The 19293-nt window shown below is 69.8% G+C and carries 13 protein-coding genes and 1 pseudogene; 8 read left to right on the forward strand and 6 right to left on the reverse strand.

The genetic code is table 11. From position 1 onward, the window contains the following. Nucleotides 1-12: 12 nt before the first annotated feature. The 5 genes from ABD212_RS07535 to ABD212_RS07555 all read left to right on the forward strand — a co-directional run bounded on the left by ABD212_RS07535 (nucleotide 13) and on the right by ABD212_RS07555 (nucleotide 7283). Complete coding sequence (locus ABD212_RS07535; protein ID WP_344092973.1) at nucleotides 13-996, forward strand: amidohydrolase family protein; 984 nt, start codon at nucleotides 13-15, stop codon at nucleotides 994-996. Beyond that, on the forward strand, nucleotides 983-2245 hold the full coding sequence (locus tag ABD212_RS07540; protein ID WP_344092976.1) for a kynureninase: 1263 nt from the start codon (nucleotides 983-985) through the stop codon (nucleotides 2243-2245). Before ABD212_RS07535 ends, ABD212_RS07540 begins: the two co-directional genes overlap by 14 nt. Nucleotides 2246-2370: 125 nt before the next feature. Then, entirely contained in the window at nucleotides 2371-3789 is a 1419-nt protein-coding gene (locus ABD212_RS07545) for an MFS transporter (RefSeq protein WP_344092978.1), read from the forward strand. A gap of 57 nt (nucleotides 3790-3846) precedes the next feature. Beyond that, entirely contained in the window at nucleotides 3847-5631 is a 1785-nt protein-coding gene (locus tag ABD212_RS07550; protein ID WP_344092980.1) for an aldehyde dehydrogenase family protein, read from the forward strand. Continuing rightward, nucleotides 5628-7283 (forward strand): GMC family oxidoreductase, encoded by a 1656-nt coding sequence (locus ABD212_RS07555; RefSeq protein WP_344092982.1) that lies wholly within the window; start codon nucleotides 5628-5630, stop codon nucleotides 7281-7283. Before ABD212_RS07550 ends, ABD212_RS07555 begins: the two co-directional genes overlap by 4 nt. Nucleotides 7284-7501: 218 nt before the next feature. On the opposite strand, the gene ABD212_RS07560 is transcribed toward ABD212_RS07555, so the two are convergent. The 3 genes and pseudogenes from ABD212_RS07560 to ypfJ all read right to left on the reverse strand — a co-directional run bounded on the left by ABD212_RS07560 (nucleotide 7502) and on the right by ypfJ (nucleotide 11573). Beyond that, on the reverse strand, nucleotides 7502-9037 hold the full coding sequence (locus ABD212_RS07560; RefSeq protein WP_344092985.1) for a DEAD/DEAH box helicase: 1536 nt from the start codon (nucleotides 9035-9037) through the stop codon (nucleotides 7502-7504). 704 nt (nucleotides 9038-9741) lie between these two features. Beyond that, a pseudogene (gene pip, locus ABD212_RS07565) lies at nucleotides 9742-10710 on the reverse strand (prolyl aminopeptidase); the annotation flags it as partial. After that, nucleotides 10707-11573 carry a KPN_02809 family neutral zinc metallopeptidase gene (gene ypfJ / locus ABD212_RS07570; RefSeq protein ID WP_344092988.1) on the reverse strand — a complete coding sequence of 289 codons (867 nt, stop codon included), beginning with the start codon at nucleotides 11571-11573 and terminating at the stop codon, nucleotides 10707-10709. The pseudogene pip and the gene ypfJ, both read right to left, overlap by 4 nt. 64 nt (nucleotides 11574-11637) lie before the next feature. Here ypfJ and ABD212_RS07575 point away from each other — a divergent pair, with 64 nt between their 5' ends. The 3 genes from ABD212_RS07575 to ABD212_RS07585 all read left to right on the forward strand — a co-directional run bounded on the left by ABD212_RS07575 (nucleotide 11638) and on the right by ABD212_RS07585 (nucleotide 15027). Beyond that, nucleotides 11638-12672, forward strand: a complete 1035-nt coding sequence (locus ABD212_RS07575) for a malate dehydrogenase (protein WP_344092990.1) — start codon at nucleotides 11638-11640, stop codon at nucleotides 12670-12672. Nucleotides 12673-12676: 4 nt separating this feature from the next. Beyond that, on the forward strand, nucleotides 12677-14446 hold the full coding sequence (locus ABD212_RS07580) for a cation:proton antiporter (RefSeq protein WP_344092992.1): 1770 nt from the start codon (nucleotides 12677-12679) through the stop codon (nucleotides 14444-14446). Nucleotides 14447-14568: 122 nt separating this feature from the next. After that, nucleotides 14569-15027, forward strand: a complete 459-nt coding sequence (locus tag ABD212_RS07585; protein ID WP_425561258.1) for a recombinase family protein — start codon at nucleotides 14569-14571, stop codon at nucleotides 15025-15027. Between the two features lie 95 nt (nucleotides 15028-15122). Here the strand turns inward: ABD212_RS07585 and ABD212_RS07590 are convergent, their stop codons facing one another. The 3 genes from ABD212_RS07590 to ABD212_RS07600 form a co-directional block, all read right to left on the reverse strand. Continuing rightward, a complete protein-coding gene (locus tag ABD212_RS07590) occupies nucleotides 15123-17477 on the reverse strand; it encodes an ATP-binding cassette domain-containing protein (protein WP_344092996.1) in 2355 nt (784 codons plus the stop codon). Nucleotides 17478-17673: 196 nt separating this feature from the next. Beyond that, on the reverse strand, nucleotides 17674-18663 hold the full coding sequence (locus ABD212_RS07595) for an LLM class flavin-dependent oxidoreductase (protein ID WP_344092998.1): 990 nt from the start codon (nucleotides 18661-18663) through the stop codon (nucleotides 17674-17676). Between the two features lie 12 nt (nucleotides 18664-18675). Next, on the reverse strand, nucleotides 18676-19251 hold the full coding sequence (locus ABD212_RS07600; RefSeq protein WP_344093000.1) for a DNA-3-methyladenine glycosylase I: 576 nt from the start codon (nucleotides 19249-19251) through the stop codon (nucleotides 18676-18678). Between the last annotated feature and the right edge of the window lie 42 nt (nucleotides 19252-19293).

A 19293-nucleotide genomic window follows, 5' to 3' on the forward strand; every position in this document is an offset into this window, starting at 1 on the left:
GAGGAGCACCGGATGACGCTGCCCGATCGATTCGAGGTACAGGCGCTCCTCGGCGATGCCGCGCTGCCGTGCCGGCGCGCCATCACCGGCGAGCACGGCATCTCGCTGCCGCCGTTCATCGACCACCACGTGCATCTCCACCTCATCGACGAGCACGAGCTCGCCGCCGGAGGGATCGCGGGGGTCGTCGATCTCGGCGGTGACCCTATCGAGCTCGCACGCCGTGCGAACGGGGGTATTCCGCGCGTGGCATATGCCGGAGCGTTCCTCACGGTGCCCGGCGGGTATCCGTCCGCTCGGCCGTGGGCGCCGGATGCGATCGTGCGCGAGGTGACCGATCCGTCGGCTCATCCCGGCGTCCGCGGCGGCGCCGCGACGTCGGTGGACGAGCAGGCGACGTTCGGGGCATCCGTCATCAAGGTCTCGCTCAACGCCGGATTCGGGCCGGTCTTCGATGCCGAGACACTCTCGGCCGTCGTCGCCACCGCGAGGGCACGAGACCTGCCGGTCGTGGCGCACGTCGAGGGCGACGGGATGACGCGGCTCGCGCTCGAAGCCGGTGTCGATGTCCTTGCTCACACACCGTTCACCGAACGGCTCGGCGAAGCGCTCATCGAACAGGCCGCGCGAGCCGGACAGCGATGGATCTCGACGCTCGACATCCATCGCGACGACGTGGCGGCACAGCGCACTTCGATCGCCAACCTCACCGCCTTCGCCGCCGCCGGCGGCACGGTGCTCTACGGCACCGACCTCGGAAACGGCGACCGCAGAGTCGGCCTCATCGCCGGAGAACTCGACGCCCTCGATGCCGCGGGTGTGCGCGGGGCGGCGCTGATCGCGTCTCTGACCGCGCCGTGGCCGCGGTTCGACGAATCCGCCGCGGTGGCTTCGTTCATTCCCGGAGACGCGCCCGCGATTCTCGACGAGGTCCCCGCATGGCTGAGCCGCGCCTACGTGGTGCCCACAGAGGAGCTGATCCATGACGACCACTGACCACGTCGACGTCGACGCGTCAGGCCTCGAGGCCGAGGCGGCCGCGCTCGATGCAGCGGATCGGCTGCGACGATTCCGCGACGCGTTCGTCGGGTCGGAGGCATCCCTCGTCTACTTCGACGGCAACTCGCTCGGTCGCCCCCCGCGCGCCAGCGTCGAGCGCCTCGCCACGTTCCTCCGCGACGAGTGGGGCGGGCGCCTCATCCGCGGCTGGGACGAATCGTGGATGCTGCTGCCGTTCACGATCGGCGATGCGATCGGCCGCACCGCGATCGGCGCCGCGGCCGGTCAGACGGTGATCGGCGACTCGACGACGGTGCTTCTCTACAAGCTCGTCCGTGCGGCGTTCGACGCGCAGCAGACGGCGGATCCGGAGCGCATCGAGATCGTCGTCGATCGCGACAGCTTCCCGACCGACCGGTACGTCGTCGAGGGCATCGCACGCGAGCGCGGCGGGCGCGTGAGATGGGTGGATGCCGACATCACGGCGGGCGTCACCGCCGATGCGCTGCGGGCAGCCGTCGGACCGCGGACCGCCGTCGCGGTTCTGAGCCACGTCGCATACCGCAGCGGTTATCTGACGGATGCCGCAGCACTCACTCGCATCGCGCACGACGCCGGCGCGCTCATCCTGTGGGACCTCTGCCACTCCGCAGGCTCGGTGCCGGTCGAGGCCGACGACTGGGACTTCGATCTGGCCGTCGGCTGCACGTACAAATACCTCAACGGCGGACCGGGCTCCCCCGCCTTCGCCTACGTCGCGCGACGCCATCAGGCGAAACTCGCCCAGCCCATCCAAGGGTGGATGGGCACGGCGGACGTGTTCGCGATGGGGCCGGAGTATCGACCTGCCGAGGGCATGCGCCGGTTCGTCTCAGGCACTCCGCCCATCGTCGGGATGCTCGCCATGCAGGACACGCTCGAGATGATCGAGGATGCCGGCATCCACGCCATCCGGACGAAGTCGATCGCCCTCACCGAGTTTGCGGTGCGGACTGCGGATGCCGTGCTCGCTCCCCTCGGCGTGACCGTCGCCTCGCCGCGCGACCCGGCGCTGCGCGGAGGCCACGTGAACCTCTCGCATCCGTCGATGCGGCAGGTTACGGAGCAGCTCTGGGGGCAGGACGTGATCCCGGACTACCGGGAGCCAGACGGCCTGCGCATCGGGCTCTCGCCGCTCTCGACGAGCTTTACGGAGACGCACACCGGGCTGCTCGCGGTCGCGGCGGCGGTGCGGTCGCTGGGCTGACGCCTTCGTCTCGCTTCGCTCGCTCAACGACCGGCGGGACGGCACGCTTCGGGTCGGTAGCGGACGGCCGATGGCGCCCTCCACAGCCGCGCGAGCCCCGGCGGCGGCTCACCTACACTGGCGCGATGAGCACTGCCGCCTCCTCGCCTGCGCGCATCCGCCTCTCGAAGGGCACGATCGCCCGCTACGCCACGGGCTCCCTCGGCACCGGCGGGTTCTCGACACTGCCCGGACTCGTCCTCACCTACTACCTGACGGACTCGCTCGGTGTCGCAGCGCTCGTTGCAGGTGCCGTGATCACGGTCGCAAAGGTCTGGGATGTCATCATCGACCCCTTGATCGGAGCGCTCACCGATCGCGATCTCCGCCGGCACGGCACGCGCAGCCGGCTGATGCGGACCGGCGCACTGACTCTGCCGGTGTTCTTCGCGCTCACATTCGCCGTGCCCCCGGCGATCGGGCCGGTGCTCGGAGCCATCTGGGTGTTCCTCACCTTCACCCTCACAGCGACGGCGTTCAGCCTGTTCCAGGTGCCGTACATCGCGCTGCCGGCCGAGCTCACGCCCAGCTACGACGAGCGCACCCGCCTGCTCACCTGGCGGGTCGTCGTGCTCACGTTCGCGATTCTGCTCTTCGGCGCCGGCGGTCCCGCGCTGCGGGGCGCCGCCGACGACCCCGCGATCGGCTACCTCATCATGGGCGTCGTCGCGGGCCTCGTGATCGCCGGCGGGATGCTGGTCGCGACGACCGTCGCGCGCCGCGCGACCGTCGGGATTGCGGCCACGGTCGGTTCGACGGGCGCAGCGGCCGGCGCGGGCTCACCCACCGCAAGCAGCTCCACCCCCGGCATCCGCGAGCACTATGCCACCGGCATCCGTGCCCTGCGGCGCAGCCGGCCGTTCCGAGCCCTGCTCTCGACCTTTGTGCTGCAGGCGCTCGCCACCGGCCTCATGCTCGCCGGCGCGCAGTACGTCGCGACCTGGGTGCTGCACTCGGAGGATGCCGTCACGTATCTGTTCGTCGCCCTGATCGCCCCGGCGCTGTTCGCCGCACCCGTGTGGGGCGCCGTCGCGCGACGCATCGGCAAGGAACGCGCCTTCTCGATCGCGAGCGCCATCTTCACGCTCGCCGCGCTGTCGATCCTCGGGCTGCTCTGGGCTCCCGGAGCCTGGATCTATCTGCCCGTGGCGATCGCCGGCGTCGCATACGCCGGGATGCAGTCCCTTCCGATGTCGATGCTTCCCGACGTCATCTCCCACGACGAGCGCACGAGCGGGCCGGGCCAGGCCGGATCGTTCAGTGGGGTGTGGACGGCAGGAGAGACGGTCGGCTTCGCACTCGGAGCAACGGTGCTCGTGCTGATCCTGGCCATCACGGGCTATGTGTCCTCCACAGCCACCGAGACGGTGACGCAGCCGGATGCCGCGATCACCGGCATCATCGTGAGCTTCAGCCTTGTGCCCGCCATCCTCGTCGGACTCAGTCTGCTGACGCTCGCACGCTACCCGCTTCGCCGAACCGACATCGAGTCGCAGTCCCGCTGAGATCGAGTCTCGGCACGTCGACGTAAACTGAGACCTCCCGCCCGAAGGAGAGCGCCCGTGACCCAGGCTGCCCCGGCCACCTCGCCCGATTCCGCCCCGAACGACAGCGCACCAGGTCTGCCTCAGGCCGACCGCGCCGACCTCGATGCCGCGATCGCCGAACTCGGCATCGGGCTCATGGCGTGGTCGCACCTCACGCTCGAACAGCGGGCCCGGCTCATGGAGCGCCTGAAGGCTTCGGTATCCGCTGTTGCGGCCGAATGGACGGCTGCCGCCGCGGCGACGAAGGGCCTCGAGCCCACCCATCCGCTGCACGGCGAGGACTGGCTTGCCGGCCCGTACGGGGTGGTCACCGCGCTGGACGCATACCGCTCCACGCTCTTGAAACTCGCTGCGGGCGAGAGCCCTCTCACGGGAGTGAAGACGAGTGCAGCGCCCGGCGAGCGCGTGCGGGCGCACGTCTTCCCGCTCACCCCGGTGGATGGCCTGTTGCTGTCCGGGTTCACCGGCGAAGTGTGGTTCGAGCCGGGGGTGTCCGTCGAAGAGGCGCGCCGCGCCGCGGGTCTGGCCCAGCTGTCGCCCACCACGACGGGAGGCATCGGGCTCGTGCTGGGCGCGGGCAACGTCTCGTCGATCCCCGTGCTCGACGTGCTGTACGAGCTGCTCGCGAACAACCGCGTTGCCCTCTTGAAGCTCAACCCGACGCAGGATCCGCTCGTCCCGGCCTTCGAGCGCGCGCTCGCTCCGCTGATCGAACCCGGCTTCGTCCGGATCGTGCGGGGCGGCGCGGAAGTCGGAGAGTACCTCACCGGTCACCCCGGCATCGCGCATGTGCACATCACGGGCGCGGCGCGCACTTTCGAAGCCATCGTGTGGGGATCGTCGGCCGACACCGAGGAGACCGCACGCCGGAAGCGCGAGAACAGCCCGAAGCTCCAGAAGCCGATCACCGCCGAACTCGGTGGCGTCTCGCCGATCATCGTCGTGCCGGGTGCGTGGACCGACGCCGACCTGCGCTTCCAGGCCGAGCACGTCGTGACCATGCGGATGCACAACTCCGGCCACAACTGCATCGCCGGCCAGGTCGTGCTCGTGAGCGCCGACTGGCCCCAGCGGGACGCCTTCCTCACCGAGCTGCGGAAGGCCTACGAGGGGTCCCCGCAACGGTTGGCGTGGTATCCGAAGAGTGACGAGAAGCTCGCGGCGGCGGCATCCGACTATCCCGACGCGATCTGGTGCGCGGACGGAACCCGCGCTCTGGTCGAGATCGGCGCAGCAGACGACGCGACCGCGCTCGAGACCACGGAGTACTTCGCGCCGGTGCTGGGCGTCGTGTCGCTGCCGGGCAATGGCCAGGAGTTCCTCGACGCGGCGGTGGCGCATGCCAACGACAAGCTCGTCGGAACGCTCGGCGCCAACGTGCTGATCGACCCTGCAACCGAGGCCGCGCTCGGCGGCGGCTTCGAGCGTGCCATCGCGGCAATGCGATACGGGTCGATCGCCATCAACGCATGGACCGGCTTCGGCTACCTCATCTCGAACATGACCTGGGGTGGATTCCCCGGAGCGACGCTTCAGGATGTCGACAGCGGCCTCGGCGTCGTCCACAACGCCCTTCTGCTCGACCGCGTGGAGCGCTCGGTGGGGCGCGGGCCATTCCGTCCGTTCCCGCGCTCGGCGTCTGCTCTCTTCGGTCCCGGCCGCTTTTCCGTGCTGCCGAAGCCCCCGTGGTTCACGAGCTCGCGAACCGGCTCCACGGTGAGTGAGGGCTTCACGCGCTTCCAGATGCGCCAAGACTGGCTCAAGTTCGTCGGCACGCTCGTGCAGGCATTCCGCGCATGAGCCGGGGGGCCGGATCGCTCGAGGCCGACTACATCGTCGTCGGCGCTGGTTCGGCGGGCGCCGCACTGGCTGCGCGTCTGAGCGAAGACCCTTCGGTGACGGTGCTGCTGCTCGAGGCGGGCGCACCCGATTCCGCACCGCAGCTGCACGTGCCGGCCGCCTTCACGAGCCTCTTCCGCGGCCCATACGACTGGAACTATGACACCGTCCCCCAGCCCGCACTCGAGGGCCGGACGATCTTCTGGCCGCGAGGCAAGACCCTCGGCGGCTCGTCGTCGCTGAACGCCATGATGTGGGTCCGCGGGTTCGCCGCCGACTACGACGAATGGGCGAAGACCGCAGGTGATGCGTGGTCGTGGCGGGCCCTGGAGCCGTACTTCCGACGCGTGGAGCGGACGGAAGACGCCACCCACGAATCCCAGGGGACCGACGGCCCCCAGTCGGTCGAGCGCCAGCGCGACCCGCGACCGCACACCGGGGCATTCCTCGATGCAGCGCGAGAAGTCGGACACTCGGTCACCGCGGCGAACCTGCCGGACGGACAGGGCTTCTCGCAGACGATGGTCTCGCAGCACCGCGGGGCGCGGGCGTCGACGGCGGATTCGTACCTGCGACCGGCGAAGAGGCGCCCGAACCTGCGAGTGGTGACCGGAGCGTTGGTGCGACGGGTGACCTTCGCCGAATCGCTCGACGACTCGGCGGGCACGCCCGCACAACCGCCGCGCGCGAGCGGAGTGTACGTCGAGATCGACGGGATCACCCGCGTTGCGCGCGCCCACCGCGAGGTGATCCTCTCCGGCGGCGCAATCAACACACCGCAGCTGTTGATGCTCAGTGGGATCGGACCCTCGGCGCACCTCGCCCAGCACGGCATCCCCCTGCTCGTGGACGCACCAGAAGTGGGCGCCAACCTCCAGGACCATCTCGTCGCGGGCATCGCCCCGCGGGCGCGCGGCGGCACTCTGTTCACGGGCGCGAGTCCTCGCCAGCTCGCCCGCTACCTGACGACGCGACGTGGCATGCTCTCTTCACCCGTCGCGGAGGGGTACGGGTTCGTGCGGACGCCGATCGCCGACGTCGCAGGAGTGCCCGAGGGTCTGCCAGACATCGAGATCATCTTCGCAACTGCGCCGTACATCGGCGAAGGCCTGGTTCCTCCCCCCGGCGAGGGACTGACGCTCGGCGCCATCCTGATCCACCCCCGCAGCCGCGGCACGATCCGGCTCGCGTCGGCTGACCCCACCGCGAAAGTGCGCATCGACCCGGGTTACCTCACCGACCCCGACGGGATCGACGAGGCGACCATCTTGGCGGGCCTCGCCGAGTGTGAGCGGCTCCTCGACACCGACGCATTGCGTGCGGTGACCACCGGTGGCTGGATTCAGCCCGAAGGGGGCGAGCGGATGACGCCGGCCGAACGCGCCGAACTGTCGGTGCGGCGCTACTCGCACACGATCTACCACCCAGTGGGCACGGCGCGGATGGGAATGGATGCCGCATCCGTCGTCGATCCCGACCTGCGCGTGCGGGGCGTCGAGGCGCTGCGCGTGGCCGACGCGTCGGTGATGCCGACCGTGATCCGCGGGCACACGAACGCCCCCGCGATCGTGATCGGCGAGGTCGCCGCCGATCGGATCCGCGCCGCCCACTGAGCCGCGCGCCTCGTTTCGTCTCGCCTACGGCTCGCTCAACGACCCGGGGCACCGAGACCGCGGTACCCGGTCGTTGAGCGAGGGAGCGCAACGACCGAGACGAAACGGGGCGAGCCTCTCTCGGCGTGATTCGGCGCGTTTCGTCTCGCCTTCGGCTCGCTCAACGACCGGGGGTCCCGGAGACCCGGCTCCGGTCGTTGAGCCGAGACGAACGCGGGTCAGCGGCCGGTGCGGCGAGCGCCGCCATTCTGACGGACGACCGAGCCGACCATCAGCTTGCCCGACCCGCCGCCGTGCGACGCGCGGCGCGAACCGCTCTGGCGCGGCGTTCCGTTGGCCTGCTTCGCGCCCTGCGCGGCGCCGTGGTTCGCATCGCGGCCGGCGTGGCCGGTGCCGCGGGCCGCGGCATCCGTCCCGCGCTGGGCCTGAGCCGGACGACCGGTGCGCTCGCCGCGCGGCTGCTGGCGCTGCTGACCGCCCGCCGAACCCGAACGCTCGCCACGCTTGCGCTGGGCGTTGGCGCCCTGGCTCGTGCCGCCACCGCGGGTGATCTCGGGCTTCGGCGCCGGCGTGACATACGCCGCGACCTCGCCGACGAGGGCGGTGACCTCGGCCGATCCCGGCGTCACCCGGACGGGCTTCACAGCGATCGCGGCCTTGCGGAGCAGATCTGCGACGTCGCGCTCCTGACCCGGCAGCACGAGGGTGACCACGGCGCCCTCGGCGCCGGCACGCGCGGTGCGACCGGAGCGGTGCAGGTACGCCTTGTGCTCGGTGGGCGGGTCGACATGGATGACGAGCTCGACGTCGTCGACATGCACGCCGCGCGCGGCGACATCCGTGGCGACGAGGACCTTCGCCTCGCCGGAAGAGAACGCCGCGAGGTTGCGGTCACGCGCGTTCTGCGAGAGGTTGCCGTGAAGGTCGACCGAAGGGATCCCCTGCGCCGTGAGCTTCTGGGCGAGCTTCTTCGCGTGGTGCTTCGTGCGCATGAACAGGATGCGGCGGCCGGTGCCGGAGGCCAGCGTGCGGACGACCTCGTTCTTGGCATCGGCATCCGTCATCGTGAAGACATGGTGGGTCATCGCGGCGACGTGGGAGTTCGCCTCGTCGACGGAGTGCAGCACCTCGTTCTGCAGGAAGCGCTTCACGAGCTTGTCCACGCCGTTGTCGAGCGTCGCGCTGAACAGCAGGCGCTGACCGCCCGCGGGCGTCGCGCTCAGGATTCGGGTGACACCGGGAAGGAAGCCGAGGTCGGCCATGTGGTCGGCCTCGTCGATCACCGTGATCTCGATGGCGTCGAGGCGCACGTGGCGCTGACCCATGAGATCTTCGAGGCGGCCAGGACAAGCGACGATGATGTCGACGCCGCGGCGGAGTGCGTCCACCTGGCGGTTCTGGCTTACACCGCCGAAGATCGTGGTCGTGGTCAGGCCGTACGCCTTGGCGAGCGGCTCGAGCACCGCGTTGATCTGGGTTGCGAGCTCACGCGTCGGAGCGAGGACGAGTCCGAGCGGCATTCCCGCGCGGCGGTTGCCGCCGGAGAGCTTGGTGCCGAGGCGCGCGACCATCGGGATGGCGAAGGCCAGGGTCTTGCCCGAGCCCGTCTTGCCGCGGCCGAGCACATCACGGCCCGCGAGTGTGTCGGGAAGAGTGTCGATCTGGATGGGAAAGGCAGTGGTCTTGCCGTCGGCCGCCAGTGCGGTGATGAGCGGCTGGGGCACGCCGAGCGTGCTGAAAGTGACATCAGTCATTGAGGGAGTTTTCTCCGGATGCGCGCACGCACCCTGTTCGGTGGCCCGCGACGGATTTCGATCACGGGTTCGCCGTGCGAAAGTTATCAGCCGACATCGTCTGGGAAGTGGTCCGGAGACGGCGGCGAGGGAAGCGTTCTACGACGCAAGAAGCGCGTCGGAGCGCTGCAAGTTCCTTCAGTCTAGCAGGACGGCGGTCGTCGACCGTCCGGGTGGTCTCAGTCGGCTTCGCGGGAGGGCGAGTACTCCTCCTCGGTCTCGGAGGCCTCGGCCGGCTCAGTGACCGACTCGGGGTCGGGGCCAGGTTCAGGCTCCGCGGATGGATCGGGGTCGGCGAGCGGCTCTGGCTCGGTGGACGGATCGGGGTCGGCCGGTCCGGGGTCGGCGGGCGGCTCTACCTCGGCGGCCGATTCGGGGTCGGCGTCGGCGGCGGCGTCGGCGGCGTCGGACGACTCAACAGGCTCCGCCACCGCTCCCGGCTCGGGCTCCGCCTCCGGCTCACGCACCGGCTCCGCCACCGGCTCGGACTCCGCCTCCGCCTCCGGCTCGGGCACCGGCTCGGACTCCGCCTCCGCCTCCGGCTCAGGCACCGGCTCCGCGACTGATCCCGGCACCGGCTCCGCGACCGGCTCGGCCTCCGCCACCGCTCCCGGCTCGGACTCCGCCTCCGGCTCGGGCTCCGCGACCGGCTCCTGCCCCGAGCCCGCGGCGAAGCGGTCGGTCGCAGCACGCAGCGCGCGGGCGATCCCGGGCTCGCTGGCCGAGTGCGCCGCGTCGGGAACGACGACGAACTCGGCCTCGGGCCACGCGCGGTGGAGATCCCAAGCCGTCATGATCGGCGTGCACACGTCGTAGCGACCCTGCACGATGACGGCCGGGATGCCGCGAATCGCGTCGACGCCGTCGATGAGCTGCCCCTCCTCGAACCAGCCGCCGTTGAGGAAGTAGTGGTTCTCGATCCGCGCGAAGGCGGTCGCGGCGGCGGGTTCCGTCATCCCGTCGACGAGCTCTGCGTCGGGAAGCAGGGTGAGTGTTGCGGCCTCCCAGCGCGACCACGCCACACCCGCCGGGACATGCACCGCCGGGTCGGGGTCGGACAGCCGACGGTGATAGGCGTCGATGAGGCGCGAGCGTTCAAGCACCGGGATCGGCGCGATGAAGTCCTCCCACAGGTCGGGGAAGAGCACCGATGCGCCACCCTCGTAGAACCATTCCAGCTCGTGGCGGCGGAGCGTGAAGATGCCGCGCAGCACGATCTCCGTCACCGCATCGGGGTGCGCCTCGGCGTAGGCGAGGGCGAGGGCGCTTCCCCAGGAGCCACCGAAGACCTGCCAGGCCGGGATGGCGAGGTTGCGGCGCAGCAGCTCCATATCGGCGACGAGGTGCCAGGTCGTGTTGAAGCGCAGATCCGCATCAGGTTCGCTCGCGTGCGGAATCGAACGCCCGCATCCCCGCTGGTCGAACAGCACGATGCGGTACCGATCGGGGTCGAAGAACCGTCGATGCCACGGCGAGGTGCCCGCGCCGGGCCCGCCATGCAGGAACACGACCGGCTTGCCATCGGGGTTGCCGCTCTGCTCCCAGTACACGCGGTGCCCGTCACCGACGATCAGCTCGCCCGTCTCGTAGGGCTCGATCGGCGGATAGAGGATGTCGTCAAGGTGCTCGTTCATAGGCTTCCCCCCGGAACGCCGAATGTGTCGCAGGCACCCGCTCCCTGCTTGTAGCCGTTCTGGAACCAGCGCTGGCGCTGGTCGCTCGAGCCGTGCGTCCAGGTCTCGGGGTTGACCGCTGCGCCCGACTCCTTCTGGATGTGGTCATCGCCGACGGCCTGGGCGGCATTGATCGCGTCGGCGATCTGCTGCGGCGTCGGCGCCTGCAGGAACGGCACCCCGTTGGCGTCCACCTGCTCAGACATGTGGCCGACCCACGCGCCGGCGAAGCAGTCGGCCTGCAGCTCGGTGCGGACCCCGTTGCTGTCGGGACCCGTGCCGTCAGCGGGGTGCTTCTGCATGATCCCGGTGATCTGCTGCACGTGGTGGCCGTACTCGTGCGCGAGGACGTACAGCTGGGCGAGCGGCCCCGCGGTGGCGTCGAACTGCGACCGCAACAGCCCGAAGAACGTCGGGTCGATGTACACGGTCTGTTCCGGCGGGCAGTAGAAGGGACCGGTCTGGTTCGACGCCGTCCCGCACTGCGTCGAGGTCGCGCTGTCGACGATGATCAGCTGGGGCTGGCGGTAGCCGTCCACCTGTCCGGCCCAGTACTGGTTGATCGCGAGGGATGCCGCGGCCAGCCGGCAGTCGTCACTGGCGTTGGCGTCGGCCCCGGTCTTGCAGTTCGCGATCTCGGATCCTCCGCCCGAGGCCCCCGGACTCACCGGAATGAGACCCGAGAAGTCGCTTCCGGTGAAAAGGTTCAGCAGCAGCACCGCGAGCGCGCCGATCCCGGCGAGACCACCGCCAGCGACCGCGATCCCTGTGCCCCGACGGCGAGCAGCGTTGCCTCCGACGCTGGCGTTTGGGTTGAACGTCATGCGCTCACGGTACTCCCGGCACCATCCCCCGACGGGAGCCTCGACACGGCAATAGGCTCGGGATATGGTGAGCGAACCCACGACCGTCACGATCACCGGCGCCGGCGGACAGATCGGCTACGCCCTCCTCTTCCGCATCGCTGCCGGCGGCATGCTCGGCTCGGATCGCCCTGTGAGACTGAGACTGCTCGAGATCCCGCAGGGGCTGAGGGCCGCCGAAGGGGCCGCGCTCGAGCTGCAGGACTGCGCCTTTCCCCTTCTGCACAGCGTCGAGGTGACCGATGACCCGGTCGTCGCTTTCGACGGCTGCAGCATCGGGATGCTGGTGGGCGCACGGCCGCGCGGTCCGGGCATGGAGCGCGCCGACCTGCTCGCCGCCAACGCGGGCATCTTCGGTCCCCAGGGCGCCGCGATCAGCCGATCGGCGGCGAACGAGGTCCGGGTCGTGGTGGTGGGCAACCCTGCCAACACCAACGCGCTGATCGCCGCGGCATCCGCTCACGACGTTCCGGCCGATCGGTTCACGGCCCTCACCCGCCTCGACCACAACCGCGCGGTCGGCCAGCTCGCCGAGGTGCTCGACACCAGCGCGGGCGCCGTCCGCGATGTCGCGATCTGGGGGAACCATTCCGCTTCGCAGTTCCCGGATGTCGCCCACGCGACCGTGCGGGCTCAGCCCTCGGCATCCGGGCAGGGCGTGCCGGTCGTCCAAGCCCTTGCCCACAAGCTGGGCGGTCAGGATGCCGCCGCCGCCTGGCTCGACGACGTCTTCATCCCGCGGGTCGCGAAGCGAGGTGCAGAGATCATCGAGGTGCGCGGCTCGTCGTCGGTGGCGTCGGCTGCCAACGCCGCGATCGAGCACGTGCGCGATGAGCAGCTGGGCACCGGCGAGGGCTGGACCTCTGCGGCGGTCGTGTCGCGCGGCGAGTACGGGGTGCCCGAAGGCCTCGTGTGCTCGTTCCCGGTCATATCCGACGGCACGGGCTACCGCGTGGTCGAAGGGCTGGCGCTGGATGCACGAGCCCGCCGCCTCGTGGACGCATCCGTCTCGGAGCTCTCCGCCGAGCGCGAGACGGTGCGCGGACTCGGATTCGTCTGACGCCGTGGACTCACTGGTCTACGTCGTCCTCGCGATCGTCGTGATCGCGGTGACGACCGCCGTCGCGCCGAGACTGGGGCTCGCGGGGCCGCTGCTGCTCGTGCTCATCGGAATCGGCGTAGGGCTGCTGCCCTTCGTTCCGGCGATCGAGGTCGAGCCGGACGTCATCCTGGTCGGCGTGCTTCCGCCGCTGCTGTATTCCGCGGCCGTCGCGCTTCCCGCCCTGGAGTTCCGGCGCGACTTCGGACCCATCGCGGGGCTCTCCGTCGTGCTCGTGCTCGTCAGCTCGATCGCGCTGGCGGCCCTGTTCGTCGCCACGATCCCAGGTCTGAGCCCGTACCTGGCGGTCGCCCTCGGCGCCATCCTGAGCCCAACCGACGCGGTCGCCACCTCGATCGTGAAGCGGCTGGGCATCTCGCGGCGCGTCGTGACACTGCTCGAGGGCGAGAGCCTGCTCAACGATGCGACCGCACTGGTGCTGCTGCGCACCATGATCGCCGCGGCCGCGCTGACTGCCTCGGGAACGACCTCGAGTGCCGCGATCCAGATCGGATTCATCCCGGCATTCCTGTGGGGCGTCATCGTCGCGGTGGTCGTCGGAGCGCTGGTCGGATACCTCAATCTCCGGCTGCGCGCACTGATGAGCCACTCGGCCGCGAACACCGCGGTCGGCTTCGTCGTGCCCTTCGTCGCCTTCCTACCGACCGAGGCGCTCGGCGGATCGGGGCTCGTGGCGGCGGTCGTCGCGGGGATCGTGACGGGGCAGGGCGCGGCGAGGTGGTTCACACCGGAACAGCGCCTCTCCGACGTGCTGAACTGGCGGACGATCGAGCTCGTCCTCGAAGGCGCCGTCTTCCTGCTCATGGGACTCGAGCTCAGAGAGATCGTGGCCCAGAACCTCAAGGAGCAGAACGGACTGGGCACCGGCATCGGCCTGGCTCTCGCCGCACTGGCGATCATCATCGTGGTGCGTGCGGGATATGTCGCCCTGCTGGTGTGGCTGCAGAGCCGGAGGGCGCGCAACACTCAGCGTCGACGGCTCGAGACCCTGAGCGCCCGGCTCGACGAAGTTGCAGCAGGCGAGAGGGCACCTGCACCCGCGATCCGGGGGCGGACCCGCGGGAACCGCGACGACGAGCGCCGGCTGCAGCGTCGGCTCGACGCGATGCGAACGCGGGTCTCGCGCGCGCTCAGCGACCTCGACTACTACCAGGCATCTCCGCTGGGCTGGAAGCATGGCACGGTCATCGTGTGGGCGGGCATGCGCGGCGTCGTTACCCTCGCCGCTGCGCAGACGCTGCCTCGCACCGCCACCGAGCGGCCGCTCCTCATCTTCGTCGCGTTCTGCGTCGCGGTCGGCAGCCTCATGCTGCAGGGCTTCACGCTGCCATGGCTCGTGCGCAGGCTGCGCCTCGAGCGGGCGACAGATGATCAGCTCGACCGGGTCGAGCAGTCGAGCCTCGACGGCGAGCTTCGGGATGCCGCCGAGTCGGCTCTCGCCGATTCCGCACTCGTGCGGCGAGACGGCACCCCCTTCCCCAGCGAGCTGGTCCAGCTCGTCGGATCTCGATATTCGGAACCGCCCGACGAGGACAGGTCGATCGCGTTCCGCGACGGGCTGGAGCTGCGTCTCGTGCTCATCGAGGCGATGAGGAAGCGCCTCAACGAGCTTTCCTCGGGCGGCGCGTACAGCACCGCCGCACTGCGGCATGCGCTCGCCGAACTCGACGCGGATCAGCTCAGCTTGCAGCTGCGCATCGACGACCAATCCTGAAGCGGTCGGCCGGGCGTCTCCGCCCGGGGCAGAATAGACCCGAGCGAAGGAGCGGCCGGATGAGCGAGCGCACGAAGTCGGTGAGAGTCGAGGCGACGTCCGTCGAGTCGATGGATGCCGCGATGTCGCGCGCGGCGGCGGTCGAGGGCGCGGCATCCGCCGACACCAGTCCGCTGCACCTGCCGCACCCCGCGGCCGAGTGCCCGCAGTGCTTCACCGAGCTGCAGCGCGATCGTGACTGGTGGCAGGCGCGCCCGGCGGGTTCCCGGCTCGTGGGCCTCGTGATCGCGCGCGATGACATGCCCTCGGTCGTCGAGCAGCGCGACGAGCTGACGCGGTTCGGCGTTTCGATCGAGGGATTCCGGCATCCGGCCCCGGAGACACTGGAATCGTGGGAGGACCGCCTCGTCCGCCTGTTCGGGACCCTCCGCGGCGGCGACGTGCTCGTCGTCTCGAACGTGCACGCGCTTGGCCGCAACATCGACGAAGAGACGCGAACGGTGGCCGAGCTGCACCGGCGGGGTGTGGTGGTCAAGGTGCTGAGCCACGGCGGGCGCCACCTCTTCGACGTCGGCAGGTAGCCCTCGGCGGACCCGGCCCCTCCCGCCGGTCGTTGAGCGAGCCGAAGGCGAGACGAAACGCGCCGAACCCGTCGACATGCCGGGCGAAGCGGGAGTCAGGATCCCACGTACTCTCGCAGGTGCTGAGCCGTCAGGGTCTCGGCATCCGCCACCAGATCGGCGGGGGTTCCCTCGAAGACGATCGCGCCGCCGTCGTGACCGGCGCCCGGTCCGAGGTCGATGATCCAGTCCGCGTGCGCCATCACGGCCTGGTGGTGCTCGATCACGATCACGCTGTTGCCGGCATCCACCAGTCGATCGAGCATCGCGAGCATGTTGGCGACATCCGCGAGGTGCAGCCCCGTGGTGGGCTCGTCGAGCACGTAGATCGCGCCCTTCTTCGCCATCGAGATCGCGAGCTTCAGCCGCTGCCGCTCGCCGCCCGACAGGGTGTTCAGCGCCTGGCCGAGGGTGATGTAGCCGAGGCCGACGTCGATCATGCGGGCGAGCGTGGTGTGGGCGGGTCCCTTGATGAAGAAGTCGGCCGCCTCGGCCGCCGACATCCCGAGCACCTCGGCGATGTTCTTGCCGTCGAGCAGGTACTCGAGCACCTCGTCACTGAACCCCGTGCCTTCGCACAGCTCGCAGAGTGTCTCGACGGTCTGCGTGAACCCCAGCGTCGTGATGATCACGCCCAGCCCGCGGCAGGCGGGGCACGCGCCCTCGGAATTGGCGCTGAAGAGCGCGGCCTTGACGCCGTTCGCCTTCGCGAACGCGGCGCGAATCGCATCGAGGATCCCCGTGTAGGTCGCGGGGCTGCTGCGGCGCGATCCCTTGATCGGTGCCTGGTCGACCACGACGACATCATCGAACGCCGGCACGTTGCCGTGGATGAGCGACGACTTGCCGGATCCCGCGACGCCCGTCACGACGGTGAGCACGCCGAGGGGGATGTCGACGTCGACGTGCTTGAGGTTGTTCTGGGTCGCTCCACGAATCGCCAGCGCGCCCTTCGGTGCGCGGGTGGCGGGCTTCAGCCGCGCGCGGTCGTCGAGGTGGCGGCCGGTGATGGTGCCCGATGTGCGGAGGCCCGCGACATCCCCGGTGTACTGGATCTCGCCGCCCGCGCGCCCAGCGCCCGGACCGAGGTCGACGATGTGGTCGGCGATCTCGATGACCTCGGGCTTGTGCTCCACGACGAGGACCGTGTTGCCCTTGTCGCGAAGAAGCTTGAGAAGGGCGTTCATGCGCTGGATGTCGTGGGGGTGGAGTCCTGCGGTGGGCTCGTCGAAGACGTAGCTGATGTCGGTCAGGGCCGACCCGAGGTGGCGGATCATCTTCGTGCGCTGCGCCTCGCCGCCCGAAAGCGTGCCGGATGCCCGGTCGAGCGAGAGGTAGCCGAGCCCGATGTCGACGAACGAGTCGATCGTGGCGCGGAGCCCCTGCATGAGCGGAGCCACTGCCGGATCGTCGATCGTGGCGAGCCAGTCGGCGAGATCCGTGATCTGCATCGCCGCGGCATCCGCGATGTTCACGCCCTTGATCCTCGACGAGCGCGCGCCCTCGTTCAGGCGGGTCCCGTTGCAGTCGGGACAGGCCGTGAATTTCACGGCACGGTCGACGAACGCACGGATGTGCGGCTGCAGGGAATCGCGATCCTTCTGCAGCATCGACTTCGTGACCTTCGGCACGAGCCCCTCATAGGTCATGTTGATGTTCTGGATCTTGACCTTGGTCGGCTCCTTGTAGAGGAAGTCCTGACGCTCCTGCTCGGTGTAGTCCTTGATCGGCTTGGCGGGGTCGAAGAAGCCGGACTCGGTGAAACCGCGCACCATCCAGCCGTCGACGTTGTAGCCCGGCACTTTGATGGCGCCCCCGGCGAGCGACTTCGAGCTGTCGATGAGTTCGTCGAGGTCGATGTCGCTGGCTTCGCCCAGACCCTCGCACCGGGGGCACATGCCGCCGGTGATCTCGAACGAGCGGCGCTCCTTGACCTTCTTCCCGCCCTTCTCGAACGTGACGGCACCCGCCCCCGACACCGAGGGGATGTTGAAGGAGAAGGCCTGCGGCGAGCCGACGTGCGGCTGGCCGATGCGGCTGAACAGCAGGCGCAGCATCGCGTGCGCGTCCGTCGCGGTCCCGACCGTGGAGCGCGCGTTGGCGCCCATGCGCTCCTGGTCGACGATGATCGCCGGGCTGACGTTCTCGAGCGCGTCCACGTCCGGGCGGCTCAGCTGCCCCATGAACTGCTGGACGAAGGTCGGGTAGGTCTCGTTGATGAGCCGCTGCGACTCGTTGGCGATGGTCCCGAAGACCAGCGAAGACTTGCCCGAGCCGCTGACGCCCGTGAAGACCGTGAGACGGCGCTTCGGGATGTCGAGGTCGATCCCCTTGAGGTTGTTCTCGCGGGCTCCGACCACCCTGATCATCTCGTGCGAGTCGGCGATGGGGATGGCGCTTGCCTCGGTCATGGTGTCCTCTCGATCAGGGCGACTCTTCATTCTGCCCACGCAGGACGACACCGCGCTTCCCAGGTCGCACAGCGCCGACGTCGCAGACCGGTCGTTCACCGGGACGGTCCACTCATTCGGGGGCGTCGCCGGCTGGTCCGCCATGTGTGAACGGGGTCGTGATGCCCCCCGTAGGCGAGGTGCGTGACCATGCAGGCTAGCGCTCGCGCGCGACGGACTCCCGCACCGCGGGCGCGACCTCCGCGCCGAACGCCTGCAGCTCCGCCGCATCGTCGCTCGCGAGGATGAAGGTGCCGATGCCCTCCTCGATGGCGAGCGTCGCGAGCCGATCGGCGAACTCGCGCGTGTCGGGTGCGAGCGTCCCGACGTTGAGAAGACGACGGATGCCGCGCGGATCCCGCCCGACAGACTCGGCCGCGTCATCGATCGCCGCATTCCCGCGACGAAGATCGCCGGGCTTCAGGTAACCGAGCGACGGCAGCCAGCCGTCCCCCTTGCGACCGGTGAGCGAGAGCATCCGCGGCCGGTACGCGCCGATCCAGATCGGGATGTCGTGCGCCGGCTGCGGACCGCGCTTCGCGCCGTGGACCCGGTGGAACCGGCCATCCGTGAAGGCGCCTCGCCGCTCACGGGTGTCCCACAACTCCCGGATGACGTCGATCGCCTCTTCGAGCGCAGTGACGGACTCACCGGGAGCCAGACGGCCGCCACCCATTGCCTCGATCGCGTCCCAGAAGCCCCCGGTTCCGAGGGCGAGGTCGAAGCGGCCGCCCGAGAGAAGGTCGAGACTCGCCGCCGCCCGGGCGACGACAGCCGGTGGGCGCAGGGGGACATTCAGCACATTCGGCGCGATGCGGATGCGGTCGGTCCGCGCGGCGACGAAGCTCATCAGCGTCCAGGTGTCGAGGAACCTCGGCTGGTACGGATGATCCTGGAAGGTCACGAGGTCGAGGCCGGCGGACTCCGCGACACGCGCGAGCTCGACGGTCGACCCGGCGTCTGCGGCGAACGGCGTGATGAAGGCGCCGAACTCGAGTCGATGTCCGTAATCCACGCGGTTGTCAACGATCCGCCGCACCCCCCCATTCCGCGGGGTCGAGGACGGTGTCGAAGGCCATCCCATCGTGAGCACGATCTGCCCCGCGTTGCCCCGCTGACCGGGCGTTGCAGCGATGGTGCGCCGCAAGTCGAGAACTCTTCACCTCGTCGTGCGCCAGCATCCCGCCACGTGATCGTCGACCAGGCCGGCGGACTGCATGAGCGCGTACAACGTCGTGGGCCCCACGAACCGGAATCCGCGCTTGCGCAGGTCCTTGCTCATCGCCTCGGACTCCGCCGTCACGGCCGGGATGTCGGCGAACGACCTCGGCGAGGGCCGGGCGGGAGGCGCGAACGACCACATCAGCGCGTCGAGCTCGCCGGCATCCATCTCGGACACCAGCCGTGCGTTCGAGATCGTCGCCTCGATCTTGGCGCGATTGCGGATGATCCCGGCGTCGGCCATCAGCCGCGCGACATCCGCCTCGCCGAACGCCGCCACGGCGAGCGGCTCGAAACCGGCGAACGCCTCACGGAATCGCGGGCGCTTGCGCAGGATCGTGATCCACGAGAGTCCTGCCTGGAACCCCTCGAGGCTCAGCTTCTCGAACAGGGCGCGGTCGCCGTGCAACGGCACGCCCCACTCCTCGTCGTGATAGCGGCGGTACTCGGGATCGTCGCCCACCCACGCGCAGCGGGCAACGCCGTCCGCGTCGACTCGGATGTCGGTGCTCACGCGGCCAGCCTAGGGCAACGGCACGACGTTCGACCGGCACCG

Source organism: Microbacterium deminutum (assembly GCF_039530205.1).
GTDB classification, from domain to species: Bacteria; Actinomycetota; Actinomycetes; order Actinomycetales; family Microbacteriaceae; genus Microbacterium; species Microbacterium deminutum.